This window comes from Streptomyces sp. TRM49041 (genome assembly GCF_008271805.1).
Taxonomy (GTDB): Bacteria; Actinomycetota; Actinomycetes; order Streptomycetales; family Streptomycetaceae; genus Streptomyces.
Map to the genome: position 1 here is coordinate 34026 of NZ_VSRY01000152.1, position 18212 is coordinate 52237.

General features: G+C 72.6%; 13 protein-coding genes. 12 read left to right on the forward strand and 1 reads right to left on the reverse strand.

The window, feature by feature from the left end; translation table 11 throughout:
• The first annotated feature begins 93 nt into the window (after window positions 1–93).
• The 9 genes from FVS66_RS23205 to galE all read left to right on the forward strand — a co-directional run bounded on the left by FVS66_RS23205 (window position 94) and on the right by galE (window position 13756).
• A complete protein-coding gene (locus FVS66_RS23205) occupies window positions 94–921 on the forward strand; it encodes an SAVMC3_10250 family protein (protein ID WP_187645658.1) in 828 nt (275 codons plus the stop codon).
• Window positions 922–1102: 181 nt separating this feature from the next.
• The gene (locus tag FVS66_RS23210; protein ID WP_149183130.1) at window positions 1103–2026 is read left to right on the forward strand and encodes a hypothetical protein; all 924 of its coding nucleotides are present in this window, start codon (window positions 1103–1105) and stop codon (window positions 2024–2026) included.
• Window positions 2027–2151: 125 nt separating this feature from the next.
• Complete coding sequence (locus FVS66_RS23215; protein WP_149183131.1) at window positions 2152–2934, forward strand: TIGR03936 family radical SAM-associated protein; 783 nt, start codon at window positions 2152–2154, stop codon at window positions 2932–2934.
• A gap of 234 nt (window positions 2935–3168) precedes the next feature.
• The gene (locus FVS66_RS23220; RefSeq protein ID WP_149183132.1) at window positions 3169–7320 is read left to right on the forward strand and encodes an Rne/Rng family ribonuclease; all 4152 of its coding nucleotides are present in this window, start codon (window positions 3169–3171) and stop codon (window positions 7318–7320) included.
• 334 nt (window positions 7321–7654) lie between these two features.
• A complete protein-coding gene (locus tag FVS66_RS23225; RefSeq protein ID WP_149183133.1) occupies window positions 7655–8773 on the forward strand; it encodes a DegT/DnrJ/EryC1/StrS family aminotransferase in 1119 nt (372 codons plus the stop codon).
• Window positions 8770–9780, forward strand: a complete 1011-nt coding sequence (locus FVS66_RS23230) for a Gfo/Idh/MocA family protein (protein WP_149183134.1) — start codon at window positions 8770–8772, stop codon at window positions 9778–9780. Before FVS66_RS23225 ends, FVS66_RS23230 begins: the two co-directional genes overlap by 4 nt.
• A 12-nt stretch (window positions 9781–9792) precedes the next feature.
• Window positions 9793–11421 (forward strand): glycosyltransferase family A protein, encoded by a 1629-nt coding sequence (locus tag FVS66_RS23235; protein WP_149183135.1) that lies wholly within the window; start codon window positions 9793–9795, stop codon window positions 11419–11421.
• Window positions 11418–12701 (forward strand): nucleotide sugar dehydrogenase, encoded by a 1284-nt coding sequence (locus tag FVS66_RS23240; protein ID WP_149183136.1) that lies wholly within the window; start codon window positions 11418–11420, stop codon window positions 12699–12701. Before FVS66_RS23235 ends, FVS66_RS23240 begins: the two co-directional genes overlap by 4 nt.
• A gap of 83 nt (window positions 12702–12784) precedes the next feature.
• The gene (gene galE, locus FVS66_RS23245; protein WP_149183137.1) at window positions 12785–13756 is read left to right on the forward strand and encodes a UDP-glucose 4-epimerase GalE; all 972 of its coding nucleotides are present in this window, start codon (window positions 12785–12787) and stop codon (window positions 13754–13756) included.
• An 81-nt stretch (window positions 13757–13837) separates the two neighbouring features.
• Here the strand turns inward: galE and FVS66_RS23250 are convergent, their stop codons facing one another.
• Window positions 13838–14983: a hypothetical protein gene (locus FVS66_RS23250; RefSeq protein ID WP_262387160.1), complete on the reverse strand. Its 1146-nt coding sequence runs from the start codon at window positions 14981–14983 to the stop codon at window positions 13838–13840.
• A gap of 190 nt (window positions 14984–15173) precedes the next feature.
• Here FVS66_RS23250 and wecB point away from each other — a divergent pair, with 190 nt between their 5' ends.
• The 3 genes from wecB to FVS66_RS23265 all read left to right on the forward strand — a co-directional run bounded on the left by wecB (window position 15174) and on the right by FVS66_RS23265 (window position 18195).
• Complete coding sequence (gene wecB, locus FVS66_RS23255; protein ID WP_149183138.1) at window positions 15174–16280, forward strand: non-hydrolyzing UDP-N-acetylglucosamine 2-epimerase; 1107 nt, start codon at window positions 15174–15176, stop codon at window positions 16278–16280.
• Window positions 16281–16407: 127 nt separating this feature from the next.
• Window positions 16408–17613: a glycosyltransferase gene (locus tag FVS66_RS23260; protein WP_262387161.1), complete on the forward strand. Its 1206-nt coding sequence runs from the start codon at window positions 16408–16410 to the stop codon at window positions 17611–17613.
• 9 nt (window positions 17614–17622) lie between these two features.
• The gene (locus FVS66_RS23265) at window positions 17623–18195 is read left to right on the forward strand and encodes a hypothetical protein (RefSeq protein ID WP_149183139.1); all 573 of its coding nucleotides are present in this window, start codon (window positions 17623–17625) and stop codon (window positions 18193–18195) included.
• Window positions 18196–18212 lie beyond the last annotated feature (17 nt).

Genomic DNA, 18212 nt, shown 5'->3' on the forward strand with positions numbered 1-18212 from the left:
CACACCGGACGATCCACCGGAACGAAGATCAACGAGAGGGAAACCCTCCGATTGATCACGACTCGATACGCGCCCTAGGGCCCTGGAGGCGGCATGAGGGAGCTGTTGTACCTGTCCAGTGCGAAGCTCGCAGACTTCCTGCCCGAGAAGGGCGGTGGGTTCTCCGGTCGGGCAGTGGAGGCGGAAGTGTCGGCGCTCGGCGCGGGTATGCGCCTGGCAGTGGGTGAATCCACGTCCGTTGAAGACTCACTGGGGGAGCGCTTACAGCAGGTGCTTGATCACGTCAGTGCCAAGTGTGAGGCGCACACGAACATCCCGGACTCCTGCGAGTCGCTCACCGCCTATGACTGGCTTGAGTTCACAGGGTTCTTCCGCCATGGGCCCAGGGTGAGGGACTGGGGACTCATCGACAGAGGTGTGTACACGTTCATGTCGATTGAAGATCCGTCGTGCGCGCTGAGGCACAGTGACGACAGCTGCGCCGGTGTTCAGGTCATCCTCTGTGGTTCACGGCATCATGTCCTGACCGAGACTGAGGCTCCACCGACGCGAATGGGGTCCGGGTCTGACTGGTTGCATGATCTGGCCGCTGCCTTGGTCGAGAGGGAAGGGCAAGGAGATACGTTGTTGCCGGATGACCTTGATTCCACGAGCCGGCGCGACAAAGAGTTCGCTGCGCGTTCTGCCTACGACATGCTTTTGACCGAGTACGAAGGGCCCGCGTACCTTCACGGCCACGCCCGAGTGTTGTGCAACTTCCCTCCTGGGGTGTGGCAGCACAGGTTGATCGTGGCGACCCCCTTGTATGTGGAGGCTGTACCGCGTCCCCGGCGCGGAGCCATCGCGATCGCTGGGCAGTCGGCTCCTGTCGGCGTGTGGCAGCGATTGCGGCGGGCCATGCGTCGAGAGGCGCGAAGGTGAAAAGCTAATGTAGCCCTGTATGGGTATAGCCGCAGATGGATACGGCTATTTAGGTCGGCCCCACCGGCAAGAAGCTGCTACCGCTGACGGTCGTCAAGTAGGGAGCGGGCGCCGCGTAACGTCCGGGCAACGGCCTGTCCTCGGAGAAACCCCGAGGGCGGGCCGTCGCGTCATGTCCGGCATGGACCTGGAGAAACACCCGCCGCCCGCGCCCGACGGCTGCCTCGTCGCGGCCGTGAGGATCCCGGTGCGGATCGTCGTGGTGGCCGTCGTCGTACCCGTACGGATGGTCTGGGACGTCCTCGCCCTGTGCGCCCGCACCTTCGACCGCACCGTGCTCCGCCCGCTGGGCCGTGCCCTCTTCGTGATTCCGCTCACCTGGCTGTGGCACCGGGTGCTGGCACCGCTGGGGTACGGGGTCGCGTGGCTGGCGGCGGCGCTGGTCACATACGGGCTCGTACGCCCCGGGGGATGGCTGTGGCGCCGGGTCCTCGTGCCGCTCGGGCGGGGTCTGGCGTGGCTGGTCGCGTACGGCGTGGTGGTGCCCGCCCGGTGGCTGTGGCGGTGGGTGCTCGTGCCGCTGGGCGCCGTGGTGGTGTGGCCGGCCCGTGTGCTGGGCGCCGTGGTGGTGTGGCTGGTCGGGGCCCTGGTCGTGGCGCCCGCCGGCGCGCTGTACCGGTGGGTGCTCACGCCCCTCGGGCGGGCGCTGGTGGTCGTCGGCCGGGAGGTCGCCGACGCGTTCGGCGTCGCCTGGCGTGTCGCCGGGTACGTGTCGCGGGCCTTCGGGCGGGCGGTCAAGTGGCTGGCCCGGCAGCTGGTCGGCCGTCCGGCCGCCTGGTTCTACCGTGAGGTGTGCACGCCCGTCGGGCACCGGCTCCGGGACGGCCTCTGGCTCCCGGCCCGCGACGCCGCCCGCGGCGCGCTCACGGCCGCCCGTGAGACCCTGCACCGGGCCCGCCGCGACGCGTGGCGCGCCCTGGTCGGCGGGGAAGCGGGCGTGCGGCCCGTGGGGGAAGGTTCCGTTCCGGCGCGTACCCTGGGCAGTACGACGACTGTTCCCGGCGCGGCGCCCGCCCCCGAGGTCTCCCCGCACCAGCGGGGATGATCCGGGCAGGACCCCCGGGGCTGCCACCCGCATCCGGTGGGCGGCGCGCCACCGCGCCCGCCCCGCACCGAGGAGAAGAACCACTGGGCAAGCGACAGCCCGAAGGCCCGCCGCCCGCACCGGCGGTGCAGCGCATCCGACTGCGCTACACCAAGCGCGGCCGCCTCCGGTTCACCAGCCACCGAGACTTCCAGCGCGCGTTCGAGCGCGCGCTGCGCCGCGCCGAGGTGCCCATGGCGTACTCGGCCGGCTTCACGCCCCACCCCAAGGTCTCCTACGCCAACGCCGCGCCGACCGGCACCGGCTCCGAGGCCGAGTACCTGGAGATCGCACTCACCGAGCCCCGCGACCCCGCGAAGCTGCGGGAGCTGCTCGACGCGTCCCTGCCGGACGGTCTCGACGTCACCGACGCGGTCGAGGCCCGTACCTCCGGCCTCGCCGACCGGCTCACCGCCTCCGTGTGGGAGATCCGGCTCGACGGGGTCGAGCCTGAGGACGTGGAGAAGGCCGTCGGCGCGTTCCTCGCGGCCGGTACCGTGGACGTCCAGCGGAAGACGAAGAACGGCCTGCGTACCTTCGACGCCCGCGCCGCCGTGGCCGGGCTCGAGACCGTTCCCGTCCCGGCTGATAGGCCCGCGGACGGCCGCTGTGCGATACTGCGGCTGGTTGTTCGGCACGTGACACCTGCCGTCCGACCCGACGACGTCCTGTCCGGTCTCCGAGCTGTGGCCGACCTGGCGCCGCCGGTCCCCGCAGCGGTGACCAGGCTGGCGCAGGGGCTCTTCGACGAGGAGTCCGGCACGGTGACCGACCCGCTCGCGCCCGACCGCGAGGCAGTCACGGCCGCCCCATCCAAGGCCGCCGGACCCGCCGTCGCGACGGCGCCGGAAGGTGCAGGTTCCGCGTAGGAGCGGTCGTCGAAGCGCGGCCCTGGTACTGGGAACCCATCTGGGCCGGGCCGCGTGCAGACACAACAGACTTTCGCCAGGCCGTGCGCAGAAGGTGTACGGAACCGGCGAGCCAGACATACAGCTCCCGTGCGGCGCCCGCGCCCCGGACGGCGGCCATCGCGCATCGCGCGGTGCGGCGGCCGGACCGGAAACAGACGCGGCGCCCGGGAGCGTGACGGGAGAACCGCCCGCATGCTCGAGCCGAACGAAACCGGCACCGCCGGTATCAGCGAAGAGAACGACAACAACTCACCCAGCGACACGCTGCCCCCGCGCCGTCGGCGCCGTGCCGCGTCGCGCCCCGCCGGGCCGCCCACCGGCGCGGCCGAGACCGCCGCGGAGACCGTGACGGTGACCGCCGCCGCGGCGCCGGTGGAGGCCACCGCGTCCGTCGTCGCCGACGGGCTCGCGGAGGAGCCCGCCGAGACCGCTGCCGCACCGGCACGCCCGCGCCGCCGCGCCACCCGTAAGACCGCCGCGCCCGCGCCTGCCTCCGTCGAGGCCCAGGAGCCCGCTGTGGCCGCCGAGGCCGCCGCGTCCGAGGCGGCCGCGTCCGTCGAGGAGCCGGCTGCCCCGGCCCGTACGCGTCGCCGTGCCACCCGCAAGGCGACGGCGCCCGCCGCCGAGAGCGCCGAGACCGCCGCGACGACTCAGACCCCGGAGTCCCGGGAGCCCGCCGAGGCGGCCGCGCCCGTCGAGGAGCCGGCCGCCCCGGCCCGTACGCGTCGCCGCGCCACCCGCAAGGCGGCCGCGCCCGCCGCGGAGGTCACCGGGACCACCGGGACGCAGGAAGCCGCGGAAGCCGTGGAGGCCGTCGAGGCCGAGGCCCCGGCCGCCGAGGAGGCCCAGCCGGCCGCCGCCCCCGCGCGTACGCGTCGCCGTGCCACCCGTAAGGCGGCCGCGCCCGCCGCGCCGGTGGAGCCCGAGGCCGTCGCGGAGGCCGAGGAGGAGGCCGAGGCGGGCGAGACCCTGCCCGCCGACACCGTCGCGCAGATCACCGCCCCCGACGAGGCGGGCGATGTCGCGGCCGCCGAGCAGGCCGCCGTCCGTGGCCGTACACGCCGTCGCGTGGCCGCCCCGAAGTTCACCGCCGAGCGGGCGGAGGCGCCCGAGCGCGGCCGCCGCCCCTCGCGCCCCGCCGTCCCGGTATTCCAGGCTCCGGTCTTCGCCGAGCCCATGTTCCAGACTCCGGAGACCGCCGCCGCCGCGGCCGCAGCGGAAGCCGCCGCCGAGTCCGCGGAGGCCGTGGAGGCCGAGGAGGAGACGGCCGGTACCGCCCCGGTGGCCGAGCCGGCCGTCGAGCGACCGGAGACCGGTGGCCGCCGTCGCCGCCGCCGTCGCGGCGAGCCCGCGGAGGCCGCCCAGCCGGTGGAGCCCGCCCCGCCCGTGGAGGCCGTCGAGGCCGTCGAGGCCGAGCCCGCCGAGGCGGAGGCCGAGCAGGCCGTCGCCGAGGGCGAGGAGCAGGACGAGTTCGAGGAGCGCCCGTCGCGCCGCCGCCGCAGGGGTGGCCGCCGTCGCCGCCGTGGTGAGTCCGCCGAGGCCGAGGAGGCGGAGGAGACCACCGGAGCCGAGGCCGAGGCGGAACGCGCCGAGGCGGAGTACGAGGCCGAGGAGCCCGAGGAGGAGACCGCCGAGGGCGAAGCCACCCCGTCGGCCGCCGGTACGAGCAGCTCGCGCCGCCGTCGCCGCCGTCGCCGCCGCACCGGCGAGCCCGCGGGCGAGGCCGAGGCGCCGGCCGAGGAGGACGGCGTCCGTACGGTCGTCAAGGTCCGCGAGCCGCGCCCCGCGCGGGAGAAGGCCGAGCCGTCCGACGAGGTGCAGTCCATCAAGGGCTCCACCCGCCTGGAGGCGAAGAAGCAGCGCCGCCGCGAGGGCCGTGAGCAGGGCCGCCGCCGTGTGCCGATCATCACCGAGGCCGAGTTCCTGGCCCGCCGCGAGGCCGTCGAGCGGGTCATGGTGGTCCGCCAGAGCGGCGAGCGCACCCAGATCGGCGTCCTCGAGGACAATGTGCTCGTCGAGCACTACGTCAACAAGGAACAGGCCACCAGCTACGTCGGCAACGTCTACCTGGGCAAGGTCCAGAACGTCCTGCCGTCCATGGAGGCCGCGTTCGTCGACATCGGCAAGGGCCGCAACGCGGTCCTGTACGCCGGTGAGGTCAACTTCGAGGCGCTCGGCATGGCCAACGGGCCGCGCCGGATCGAGACCGCGCTCAAGTCCGGCCAGTCGGTCCTCGTCCAGGTGACGAAGGACCCGATCGGCCACAAGGGCGCCCGCCTCACCAGCCAGGTGTCCCTGCCCGGCCGCTACCTGGTGTACGTGCCCGAGGGCTCGATGACCGGAATCAGCCGCAAGCTGCCCGACACCGAGCGCGCCCGTCTGAAGACCATCCTCAAGAAGATCGTCCCCGAGGACGCGGGCGTCATCGTGCGCACCGCCGCCGAGGGCGCGAGCGAGGACGAGCTGCGCCGTGACGTCGAGCGGCTCCAGGCGCAGTGGGAGGAGATCCAGAAGAAGGCGAAGAACGGCAACGCTCCCACCCTTCTCTACGGCGAGCCGGACATGACCGTCCGGGTCGTCCGCGACATCTTCAACGAGGACTTCTCGAAGGTCATCGTCAGCGGCGACGACGCGTGGGAGACCATCCACGGCTATGTCTCGCACGTGGCGCCCGACCTGGCGGACCGGCTGCAGCGCTGGACGTCCGAGGTCGACGTCTTCGCGACGTACCGGATCGACGAGCAGCTGATGAAGGCGCTGGACCGCAAGGTCTGGCTGCCGTCCGGCGGCTCGCTGGTGATCGACAAGACCGAGGCCATGGTCGTGGTCGATGTCAACACCGGCAAGTTCACGGGCCAGGGCGGCAACCTCGAGGAGACCGTGACGAGGAACAACCTCGAAGCGGCCGAGGAGATCGTCCGCCAGCTGCGGCTGCGCGACCTCGGCGGCATCGTCGTCATCGACTTCATCGACATGGTGCTGGAGTCCAACCGGGACCTGGTGCTGCGGCGCCTGCTGGAGTGCCTGGGCCGGGACCGTACGAAGCACCAGGTCGCCGAGGTCACGTCGCTGGGCCTGGTCCAGATGACCCGTAAGCGGGTCGGCCAGGGCCTGCTGGAGTCGTTCTCGGAGACCTGCGTGCACTGCAACGGGCGCGGTGTCATCGTCCACATGGAGCAGCCGAGCACCGCGGGCGGCGGCGGCAAGCGTGCGCGTAAGCGCGGCCGCGGCGGTGCCGAGCAGGCCGAACCCGTGGAGGCGCCGGCGGCCGTCGAGGCGCCCGTGGCCGTGGAGGCCCCGGCCGAGACCGCCCGGGTCGCCGAGCCGGAGCCCGCGTTCGCCCCGGACGAGGAGCTGTACTCCAGCGCCGCCGAGGCCGAGGCCGCCGCGTCCCGTGGCCGTACGCGCCGCCGGGCGACCCGCAGGGCTTCGGCCCCGTCCGGTGCCCCGAAGGCCGCTGAGCCCGTCACGGTCACGGAGCCGGAGGCCGTCCCGGTCGCCGAGCCCGAGTCCGTCGCGGTCACGCCCGAGGCGGCCGCCGCCGAGCCGGCTCCGCAGGGCCGTGCGCGTCGCCGGGCGACCCGTAAGGTGTCGGCCCCGGCCGGCCCGCCGAAGGCCGCCGAGGCCGCCGAGGCACCCGAGGCACCCGAGGCACCCGAGGCCGTGGAGGCCCCGGTGACCCCGGCCGCCGAGCCGGAGCCCGCGCCGGTCGCGGAGCCCGAGACGCCCGCCGCCGAGCCTGCCCCCGAGAGCGCCCCGCAGGGCCGTACGCGTCGCCGGGCGACCCGTAAGGTATCGGCCCCGGCCGGTCCGCCGAAGGCCGCCGAGGCCCCGGCCGCCGTCACGCCCGCCGCCCCCGCGCCGGCCGCCGTCGAGGAGCCGGGGGCCGAGGAGCCGGGGGCCGAGGAGCCGGTCGCTCCGGAGCCGGCCGCCGAGGCGCCCGCCCCCGTGGCGGCCCCGCCGAGGGCGCGCCGCCGGGCGGTCCGTAAGGTCACCGCTCCCGCCGGTTCCCCGGCGGGCGCCGAGGAGGCCGCGGTCGTCGTCGTGAGCAGCGCCGCGGCGGAGCCCACAGAGGCGGCCGAGGCGGAGGCCGAGGCCGAGGCACCGGCCGACGCCAAGAAGGCGGCCCGCAAGACCGCCAAGAAGGCCACGGCCAAGAAGGCCGCCACCAAGAAGACGGCGGCCAAGAAGACCGCGGCGAAGAAGACGACCGCCAAGAAGGCCACGGCCACCAAGGCGGCGTCGAAGACGGCGAAGACCGCCAAGTCGGCCAAGCCGGCCAAGAAGACCGCGGCGGCCGAGCAGTCGGCGGCGCCCTCCGTCACGGCGGTCACGGAGAGCTGAACGCCCGGCGAAGACTGGCTGAAATGATCTGTGTCCCGCCTCGCATTCCCGCGAGGCGGGACTCGGGTTTTGTTTCGGAATCGATGCTTGAAGGCGTTAACGGCCCGGAAATTGGCAGAGCCATTCCTGATAATGTGACGCCGGTCGATGCCGCCCACCGCTCCCCACGGAGTGTCCGGGCGGCGCGACTCGGTTCCGGGCCGGACCCGTCCCGGCCATCATCGGTAGGGCGTCGGCATCGCGCCGGAGGGGTTGACGCGCGCTCTCGACGAGACGTACGCACACCCCGGACCTCTGCCACAAAGAGCTCTCGCGGTGTTCAAGGAGGACGTCCATGCCGAGCGTCAACGAGCAGCCCATCCCTGCTGCCCGCCCGGTCATCGGTGAAGAAGAGATCGAGGCCGCGGTACGCGTACTGCGCAGCGGTCGCGTCGTACAGGGCCCCGAGGTGGCCGCGTTCGAGGAGAGCTTCGGCGACCTGGTCGACGGCCGCCACTGCGTCGCTGTCAACTCCGGCACCTCGGCGCTGCATCTCCTTCTGATGGCGCTGAACATCGGGCCCGGTGACGAGGTCATCGTCCCGTCCTTCTCCTTCGCCGCTTCGGCCAACGCGATCCGTCTGGTGGGCGCCGACGCCGTGTTCGTCGACATCGACCCGGACACCTACTGCGTGGACCCGGCGGCCGTCGAGGCCGCCGTGACCCCGCGCACGGTCGCCGTCATGCCGGTGCACCTGTACGGCCACCCGGCCGCGATGGACAAGATCATGGCCATCGCCGACAAGCACAAGCTGGCCGTCGTCGAGGACGCCTGCCAGGCCCACGCCGCGGCGCTCAACGGCACCCCGGTCGGCGCGTTCGGCGACGGCGGCACCTTCAGCTTCTACCCGACCAAGAACATGCACTCCCTCGAGGGCGGCATGATCTCGGTCGCGGACGCCGAGATCGCCCGCACCCTGCGTCTGCTGCGCAACCAGGGCATGGAGCAGCGGTACGCCAACGAGATCGTCGGCGCCAACATGCGCATGACCGACGTGGCCGCCGCCGTCGGCCGCGTCCAGCTGGCCAAGCTGAACGGCTGGACCGAGCAGCGCATCGCCAACGCCGCGTACCTCACCGAGCACATCACCGCGACGGACGTCGTCACCCCGGTGATCGCCGAGGGTGCGCGCCACATCTACCACCAGTACACGATCCGGGTCCGTGGTGACCGCGACGCCGCCATGGCGAAGCTCACCGAGGCGGGCATCGGCAACGCCGTGTACTACCCGACGCCGATCCACCGCCTGAAGCCCTACTGGGAGCCGGACCAGAAGGCCGGCCGGAACTGGGACCTGCCGGAGACGGAGAAGGCGGCCGCCGAGGTCGTCTCCCTGCCGGTGCACCCGTCCCTGTCCCGGAACGACCTGGAGCGGATCGTGACCGCCGTGAACGCGCTGGGAGAGAACCTGTGACCGCCAGTGGACTGCGGGCCGGCCTCGTCGGCCTCGGCTCGATGGGCCGCCACCACGCCCGTGTGCTCGCCGGGCTCGACGGCGTGGAGCTCGTCGGTGTCGTCGACCCGATGGGCGACAAGAACGGCTGGGCGCAGGGCGCGCCCGTCCTGTCGACCGTCGAGGAACTGCTCGCCCTGGGCGTGGACTACGCCGTCGTCGCCTGCCCGACCGCGCTGCACGAGGAGGTCGGCCTCAAGCTCGCCGAGGCCGGGGTGTGCGCTCTCGTCGAGAAGCCCGTCGCGGACACCGTCGACGGCGCCCGCCGCCTCGTCGAGGCGTTCGAGACCCGCGGCCTGGTCGCCGGTGTGGGCCACATCGAGCGCTGCAACCCGGCGCTGCGCTCCCTGCGCACCCGCCTGGAGGCCGGCGAACTGGGCGACGTCTACCAGGTCGTCACCCGCCGTCAGGGTCCCTTCCCGCACCGCATCGCGGACGTCGGCGTCGTCAAGGACCTCGCCACCCACGACATCGACCTGACCGGCTGGGTCACGGGCCAGACGTACACGTCGATCTCCGCCCACACGGTGTCCAAGTCGGGCCGCGCGCACGAGGACATGGTGTCCGCCGTCGGCCAGCTCTCCGACGGCACGATGGTCAGCCACCTCGTCAACTGGCTGAGCCCGCTCAAGGAGCGGTTCACCTCGGTCACCGGTGAGCGCGGCTGCTTCATCGCCGACACCCTCACCGCCGACCTGACGTTCTACTCCAACGCCGCCGTCGCCACCGAATGGGAGGCCCTGCGCGCCTTCCGCGGCGTCGCCGAGGGCGACATGGTCCGATATGCGATCCCCAAGCGCGAGCCGCTCCTCGTGGAGCACGAGCTGTTCCGCGACGCGGTCCTCGGCGAGTCGGACGACATCTGCACGCTGCGGCAGGGTCTGCGGACCGTGGAGGTCGCCGCGGCCGTCCTGGAGTCGGCTGCCAGCGGCGACACCGTCCGGCTCAACGGCGCGGCGCAGGGGTAGGGGCAGTCTCCCTTGACCAGACCTGATGTCACCGTCGTCGTGGCGGTCTACAACACCATGCCGTACCTGACCGAGTGTCTGAACTCGCTCGTCGGACAGAGCATCGGCAAGGACCGTCTGGAGATCGTGGCCGTCGACGACGGCTCCACCGACGACAGCGGCCGGGAGCTCGACCGCTTCGCGGAGCGGTACCCCGGCGTCGTGAAGGTCATCCACCAGGCCAACTCCGGTGGCCCGGCCGCTCCCAGCAACCGGGCCCTGGAGGTGGCCACCGGCCGTTTCGTGTACTTCATCGGCTCCGACGACCACCTCGGCGACGAGGCGCTGGAGCGTATGGTGAAGTGCGCCGACCAGCACGACTCCGACGTCGTCGTCGGCAAGATGGTCGGCACGAACGGCCGCTACGTCCACCAGGCGCTCTACAGGACGAGCGACCCCGACGTCAGCCTGTACGACTCTGCGCTGCCCTTCACGCTGGCCAACACCAAGCTGTTCCGGCGCGATCTCGTCGAGCAGTACAAGCTGCGCTTCCCCGAGGACATGCCGGTCGGCTCGGACCAGCCGTTCACCATCGAGGCGTGTGTCCGCGCCCGGAAGATCTCCGTCGTCGCCGACTACACGTGCTACTACGCGGTGAAGCGCGGCGACGCGTCCAACATCACCTACCGGGCCGACCACCTCGCCCGGCTCCGCTGCGCCGCGCAGATCATGGAGCACGCGGCCGGGCTCATCGAAGCGGGCCCGGGGCGTGACGCGGTCTTCAAGCGCCACTTCACCTGGGAGCTCGCGAAACTGGTCCAGGACGACTTCCCGTCGCTGGACCGGGCCACGCAGGCCGAGGTGTGCGCCGGTATCGCCGAGCTCGCCGACGCGTACTTCACGGAGGCGCTGCGCGACTCCATGGACGTCACGCGGCGGGTGCGGATCGCCCTCGCCCAGCGCGGCGCCGTCGACCTGCTCGTCCGTGCCATCGAGGACGAGGCGGAGCACGGCGCCCCGCCGTTCCTGCTGGAGGACGGCCGCGCGTATCTGCGCTACCCCGGCTTCCGGGACTCGTCCCTGGGCCTGCCCGACCGGCTCTTCGAGGTGATCGGCGAGGCCGTGCCCCGACAGCTCGCCGACGGCACCGGCCTGGTCTCGGCCGACTGGCTGCAGGACGGCGACGACATGGCCGTCTCCCTCGCCGTCCGCGTCCCCGTCACCGGGGAGACGGAGACCGCGTCCGTACGCCTGGCGGGCAGGGCACTGCCGAAGAGCGCCGACAAGCCGGGCGGCCGCCGCGTCCCGGTCGGCACCGAACTGCCCGCCCTCCCGGGCGAGTCGCGCCAGGAGCCGTCGGCCGACGGCACCGGGACCGTGCTGCTCGCCCGCATCCCCGTCCAGCCGAACCGGGCGAAGCTCGGCGTCCGCGCCTACGTGGATGTGGCAGGCTCGACGTACGAGATCCCGGTGCGGACCCAGGGGGTGCCGCTGCCCCTGGCCAGGCGCTGGCGCGAGCGGATCCCGTACCGCGTCTCCGCCACCGCCAACGCCAAGGGGCGGCTGGTCATCACCACGGCTCCGCTCTGGGAGCCATCGCCCGGCGTCAGCCTGCGACTGCGCCGCGTCCTGTCCCGTGTGAAGAGGAAACTGACCCGATGAACATCTGTGTAGTCGCGCTCGGCAAGATCGGTCTGCCGCTCGCCGTGCAGTTCGCCGACAAGGGCCACAAGGTCATCGGCGCCGACGTCAACGAGAAGGTCGTGGAGCTGGTCAACGCCGGCACCGAGCCCTTCCCCGGCGAGCACGACCTGGACGTCAAGCTGAAGAAGGCCGTCGACGCCGGGCTGCTCACCGCCACGACCGACACCGCCGCGGCCGTCGCCGAGTCCGACGCCGTCGTCGTGGTCGTCCCGCTGTTCGTGGACGCCGAGGGCACTCCCGACTTCGGCTGGATGGACAACGCCACGAAGGCCATCGCCAAGGGCCTCAAGCCGGGCACCCTCGTCTCGTACGAGACGACCCTCCCGGTCGGCACCACCCGCACCCGCTGGGCCCCGATGCTGGAGGAGGGCTCCGGCCTCACCGCCGGGAAGGACTTCCACCTCGTCTTCTCGCCGGAGCGCGTCCTCACCGGCCGCGTCTTCGCCGATCTGCGCCGCTACCCGAAGCTCGTCGGCGGCATCGACGAGGCGTCCACACGGCGGGGCGTCGAGTTCTACGAGCAGGTCCTCGACTTCGACGAGCGCGCCGACCTGCCGCGGCCGAACGGCGTGTGGGACCTCGGCACCGCCGAGGCGTCCGAGCTGGCCAAGCTCGCCGAGACCACCTACCGCGACGTCAACATCGGCCTGGCGAACCAGTTCGCCCGGTTCGCCGACAAGAACGACATCGACGTCAAGAAGGTCATCGAGGCCTGCAACTCGCAGCCCTACAGCCACATCCACCAGCCGGGCATCGCCGTCGGCGGCCACTGCATCCCGATCTACCCGCGGATGTACCTGTGGAACGACCCGGAGGCCACCGTCGTCCGCTCGGCCCGCGAGGCCAACGCCGCGATGCCGGACTACGCCGTCGACCTGCTGGCCGCCGCCTACGGCGACCTGAAGGGCGTGGGCGTGCTGGTGCTGGGCGCCGCCTACCGCGGTGGCGTCAAGGAGACGGCCTTCTCCGGCGTCTTCCCGACCGTCGAGGCGCTCAAGGCGCGCGGCGCGGTCCCGTACGTCTCCGACCCGATGTACACGGACGAGGAGCTCGCCGCGCACGGCCTGACCCCGCACCAGGGTGAGAAGGTCACCGCGGCGATCCTCCAGGCCGACCACGCCGAGTACCGTGAACTGGCGGCCTCCGACCTGCCGGACGTCACCGTCCTGGTGGACGGCCGCCGCACCACCGACCCGGCCCGCTGGGAGGGTGTCCGCCGCGTGGTCATCGGCGGCTGAGGAACAGTGCCACGCAACCACTGAAGTCCAGGCCCTGCCCCGCCCCGTCCGGCGGGGCAGGGCCGCTCTCAAGAGGTTCCACGATGAACTGGATGATCACCGGAGGCGCCGGATACATCGGCTCGCACGTGGTGCGGGCCATGACCGGTGCGGGAGAGCGTGTCGTCGTCGTCGACGACCTCAGCACCGGGCACGCCGACCGGCTGCCCGCCGACGTCCCCCTGGAGACCGGCACGGTCCTCGACCGGGACTTCCTCGACCGCGTCCTGCGCGAGCACGCCGTCACCGGCATCGTGCACATCGCGGCGAAGAAGCAGGTCGCCGAGTCCGTGGCCGAGCCCCTCCACTACTACCGGGAGAACGTGGAGGGCCTGCGCGTCCTCCTCGACGCGGCCGTCGCCGCGGGCGTCACCCGCTTCCTCTTCTCCTCCTCGGCCGCCGTGTACGGCATGCCCGACGTCGATCCGGTCACCGAGAAGACCCCGTGCGCGCCGATCAACCCGTACGGCGAGACCAAGCTCGCGGGGGAGTGGATGGTCGGCGCCGTCGGCCGCACCCACGGCATGGCGACCGCCGCGCTGCGCTACTTCAACGTGGCGGGCGCGGCGACGCCGCAGCTCGCCGACGACGGCGTGTACAACCTCGTCCCGATGGTCTTCGAGCGCCTCACGGAGGGCCGGGCGCCCCTGGTCTTCGGCGACGACTACCCGACGCCCGACGGCACCTGCGTCCGCGACTACATCCATATCGAGGACGTCGCGTCCGCCCACCTCGCGGCTGCCCGGCGGCTCGTCGCGGACCCGGAGGCGTCGCTGGTCCTCAACATCGGCCGCGGCGAGGGGGTCTCGGTGACCGAGATGATCCGCGTCATCCAGGACGTCACCGGCCACACCGACCTCACCCCCGAGATCACCGCCCGCCGCCCCGGCGACCCGGCCCGCGTCGTCGCCTCCGCGGACCTGATCCACCGGGAACTCTCCTGGACGGCCCGCCACGACCTCCGAGAAATGATCACCTCGGCCTGGCAGGGCTGGACCCTCCGCCACCCGGACTGACTGCCCGCCGGTTCGCCCGTTGACCGACCGGGCCGCCGGGCCACCGGGCGTCGGCTCCGTGCCCCGTCCAGCTCGCCCCGCTCAGGCGCCCACGCGCTCCCACATGCCCAGCGCCAGCCCCGGCTCGGGCTTCTGGCGGGCGACCCACAGCGCGCCGTCCGTGCCGATCACGGCCATGACCAGCCGCCCCCGTCCGTCCAGCGCCAGCGAGGGCGCGCCCACGCACGGGCTGCCGGAGAGCGTCCAGGCGGCCCCCGCGGCCTCGTCCTCCGTCGGGTAAGCGGCCAGCGCCGGCCGCCCGGTGGCCCCGTCCCGGTGCGCGAGGACCGTGCAGTCGTGGCCGTCGACGGCGGTACGCAGCAGGGCCACCGGCCCCGTACCGGCGCTGTCCCCGAGCGTGGCGGCCTCCGCCGAGGCCGGGCGCCAGGCGCGTACCGTGCCGTCCTCGGCGTCGTGCCAGAAGTGCGTGAGACCACCGGTCCCGCCGGTCGGCGTGGCCGTCGCCGAGCCGGGCGCGACCCTCAGCGGCACATCGTCGCCCCGCTCGAACCGGGCACCCGGCTTCTCCCGCTCCCAGCGCAGCAGCCGGTCCGACGCGGGGGCCAGCACCTCCACGACACCGTCCCCGGCGAGCGCCGCGGACACCGTGCCCCGGACGTCCGAACCCTTCAGGTCCGCCCAGGCGTTCCAGGCGCCCGTCTTGGCCTGACTGCGGGCGCACACCCCGCCGCCCGCGTTACGGATGACGACGGTGAGGGAGCCCTCGGCGTCGACCACGGCCGAAGGGAGACCTATCTGCTCGGCGAGCGCCGGGTCCGCCGGGTAGGGGGAGCCCAGCGGACGCCAGTCCCGCACCGGACGGCCCGACTGGTACTGGAGGGCGTACACCACGTCCGTGCCGGTCCGTCCGTCCGGGAGCGGCGAGCGGCGCACGCCGACGAGGTGCACATACCCGTCGGCACCCTGCGCGACCGCGAGGTACGGCAGCAGTCCGGACGCCGGGATCACCTCGGGCCCCGACCACTCGGGGCCGCCGGGGACGGTCTCGGTCCAGCGCAGTACGCCCTCGTCCCCCGGGGCGTACGCCGTGAGACGGCCGTCCTTGCCGCGGACCAGCCAGCCGGTGGTAGCAGGCACCGAGGGGTCCACGACCGGCAGCGGCGTCTCCTCTGCTGGTGCGGGCCCGTCGGCCCGACGCTTGGCTTTCCGCATGAACAAGACCGCCATGGGTGACCGTCGACCTTTCCCTGTGCCTGTACCGCGAGTGAGTGATCCTCTTTCCGCGGGCGCGCGCGACCTTAGCATCTCGCATCCTGGCGGGCCCGGTGGCGGCGAAGGGGCGGTAACCGAGCACTGCGGCGCCGGGCATACCATTGCCGTGCCCCTCATCGACCTGACCCCAGAAGAAGAGCGTGCAGTGAAAGTCATCAGCATCGTCGGCGCCCGCCCCCAACTGGTGAAGCTCGCGCCCATCGCGGCCGCGTTCGCAGGGACGGAACACGAGCACTTCATTGTGCACACCGGGCAGCACTATGACGCCGACCTCTCCGACGTCTTCTTCCAGGGCCTCGGCATCCCCGACCCGGACGTCCACCTCGGTGTCGGCTCCGGCAGCCACGGCACCCAGACCGGCGCCGTGCTCTCCGCGCTCGACCCGGTCCTGGAGCGGGAGAAGCCCGACTGGGTCCTCGTCTACGGCGACACCAACTCCACGATCGCCGGCGCGCTCTCCGCGGTGAAGATGCACCTGCCGGTCGCGCACCTGGAGGCGGGCCTGCGCTCCTTCAACCGCCGCATGCCGGAGGAGCACAACCGGGTCCTCACCGACCACTGCGCCGACGTGCTGCTCGCCCCGACCGAGGAGGCCATGCGCCACCTCGCCGACGAGGGCCTGAAGGAGCGCGCGGTGCTGGCGGGCGACGTCATGGTCGACATCTGCCTGCGCATCCGCGACGCCGTCCTCGCCGGCGAGCACCCGGCCCCGGCGCTGCCCGAGGGCATCGACCCGGAGCAGCCGTTCCTGCTGGCCACGATCCACCGGCCGGACAACACCGACGACCCCGAGCGGCTCGCCGCGATCGTCGACTCGCTGGCCGCGCTGCCGCTGCCGGTCGCGCTGCTCGCCCACCCGCGCCTGGTCGCCCGCGCCAAGGAGCACGGCATCGAACTGGCGAAGGGCTCCGTCCACGTCGGCCGCCCGCTGCCGTACGCCGGTCTGGTCGCCGCCGTCCTGGCCTCGTCCGGTGTCGTCACCGACTCCGGCGGCCTGCAGAAGGAGGCGTTCCTGCTGGAGCGCATCACGACCACGATCCGTCCGGAGACGGAGTGGGTCGAGACCGTCGAGACCGGCTGGAACGTCCTCGTCCCCGACCCGCACACGCTGTCCGCCGAAGAGTGGGCCGCCACGGTCACCCGCGCCGTGCCCACCGTCGACAAGGGCACCCCGTACGGCGACGGGCGCGCCGCGCACAACGTCGTCCGCATCCTCGAGGAGTGGCAGGGCACCGTCCGCAACGACGGTTGACCGGCCACGGCCGGCCACCCGGAACCCGACCGTCACGGGCGGGTTCCGGGCCGGTCGTGCCGACCGGCCCGGAACAGGGCCGGTGATAAAGTGGCGCGTCGCCGCGCAATCTCGTAAGGAAGTCGACATGAAGCAGGCAGCATCGAGGGATGCGGCCGTGGTCACGCCGTGGTATCCGACACGGGAGTTGCCTTTCCGGGGATCGTTCGTCTACGACATGGTGGCCGCGACGGCGCCCGGCTGCGACAGCCTCACGGTCTACCACGGCGACCCCTGGGTCGCCGCGATGGACGCGGGCACCGCGCAGACGGTCGAGGAGGCCAACGCCAAGCTGATGGTCCGCGCCGCGCACCGCGTACCCACCGTCGGCGGCGCCGAACTCGTCCACTACCCCGTCACGACACCGCGCGGCCAGCTCTACGGCGCCCAGGCCCGCAACCACGAACGGCACCTGCGCAACGTGCTCGGCGGCAAGCCCATCGACGCGCCCGTGGTCCACGCCCATGTGGGACTGCCCAGCGGCTGGGCGGCGGTCCAGAACGCCCGTCCCGACGCCAGGGTCTTCGTGACCGAACACTCGTCGTTCCTGGACAAGGTCTTCCAGGACCCCGAGGCCGTCGAGCTGTACGACGAACTCGTGGACAGGGTGACCGGCTTCCTGGTCGTCGGCGACCCCGTCACCGAAATCGTCGAGCGGCAGTTCCCGCACCACGCCGGGAAGATACTGCGCATCCCGAACCCGGTCTCCTTCGACCTCCCGCGCAGCGAGCCCGTGAAGGACCTGCGCAGCTGGCTGTATCTGGGCGGCATCCTGGAGAACAAGGGCGTTCACTGGCTCGTCGAGGCGTTCGCCCAGTGCCACGCGGAAGACCCCTCCCTCACCCTCACGATGGCGGGCGAGGGTGCGCTGCGCCGCCCGCTCACCGAGCGTGTCGCCGAACTCGGGCTGAGCGACGCCGTGAAGCTGCCCGGTTCCATTCCGCACGATCAGGCGCTGGAACTGATGCGCAGCCACGACCTGATGGTGCACCCTAGCCGCTACGAGACGTTCGGCATGACCATCGTCGAGGGTGTCGCCGCCGGTATGCCGGTACTGGTGACCCGCTGCGGCGGTCCCGAGAAGACGCTCGCCGGGATTGAGGACGCGGCGGGCGAACTCATCGACGTGGAAGAGAACGCGGAGTCGATCAGCGAGGGCTTCCGGCGTCTGCGCGCCCGCTTCCTCGACGGCGGACTGGACCTCGACCACGCCCAGGCGAAGCTGGCGGCCGAATACGGCTACGAGGCCGTGGCCCAGGCGCACCACCGACTCTGGTTCCCCGACTCCCTGTGATGGAGTGACATGCAGGTACTGTTCCTGGCCCTTGGCGCCTCGCGCAAGCGGGCCGTGGTCGAAGAGTCCGGCGCCGTCGCGGCGGCCGGCGGCCGGGCGGTCGTCCTGGTCGGCCAGAAGCAGCCCTGGGCGGCCCAGTCGTTCGCGCCGGGCGTCGAGCTGATGACGCTCGCGGACCTGGAGGCCCGGCACCTGCCACGCCGCCTCGAACGCGCAGTGCTCTACCAGGGCCCCCGCCGCGTCGCGGGCGTGGTCGGCCGCGGCCGGCTCGGCGCCAGGACGAAGAAGGCCCTCAAGGCGTACGAGAAGCGGGTCGCCGGCCGGGTGCACCGCAGGCTGTTCATGCCGCTGCACCGCAGGGTGTGGCCCACGGCGGCGGCCCGGATGGTCGGCCGCTGCTTCGGCGAGCGGGGCGGCCCCGAACTCGTCGTCGTCGCCGACGCCCTGTCGATGCGCCGCGCGGTGGAGCTCATGGAGGCCTGGCACGCGGACGGCCGGGGAACCCCGCGCGTCTGCTACAGCGTCGACTCCGTCGTACCGTCCCCCGCCGCCGTGTCTCCGCAGCCCTCAGCCGCTCGCTGACCAACCGAGGAAGACTG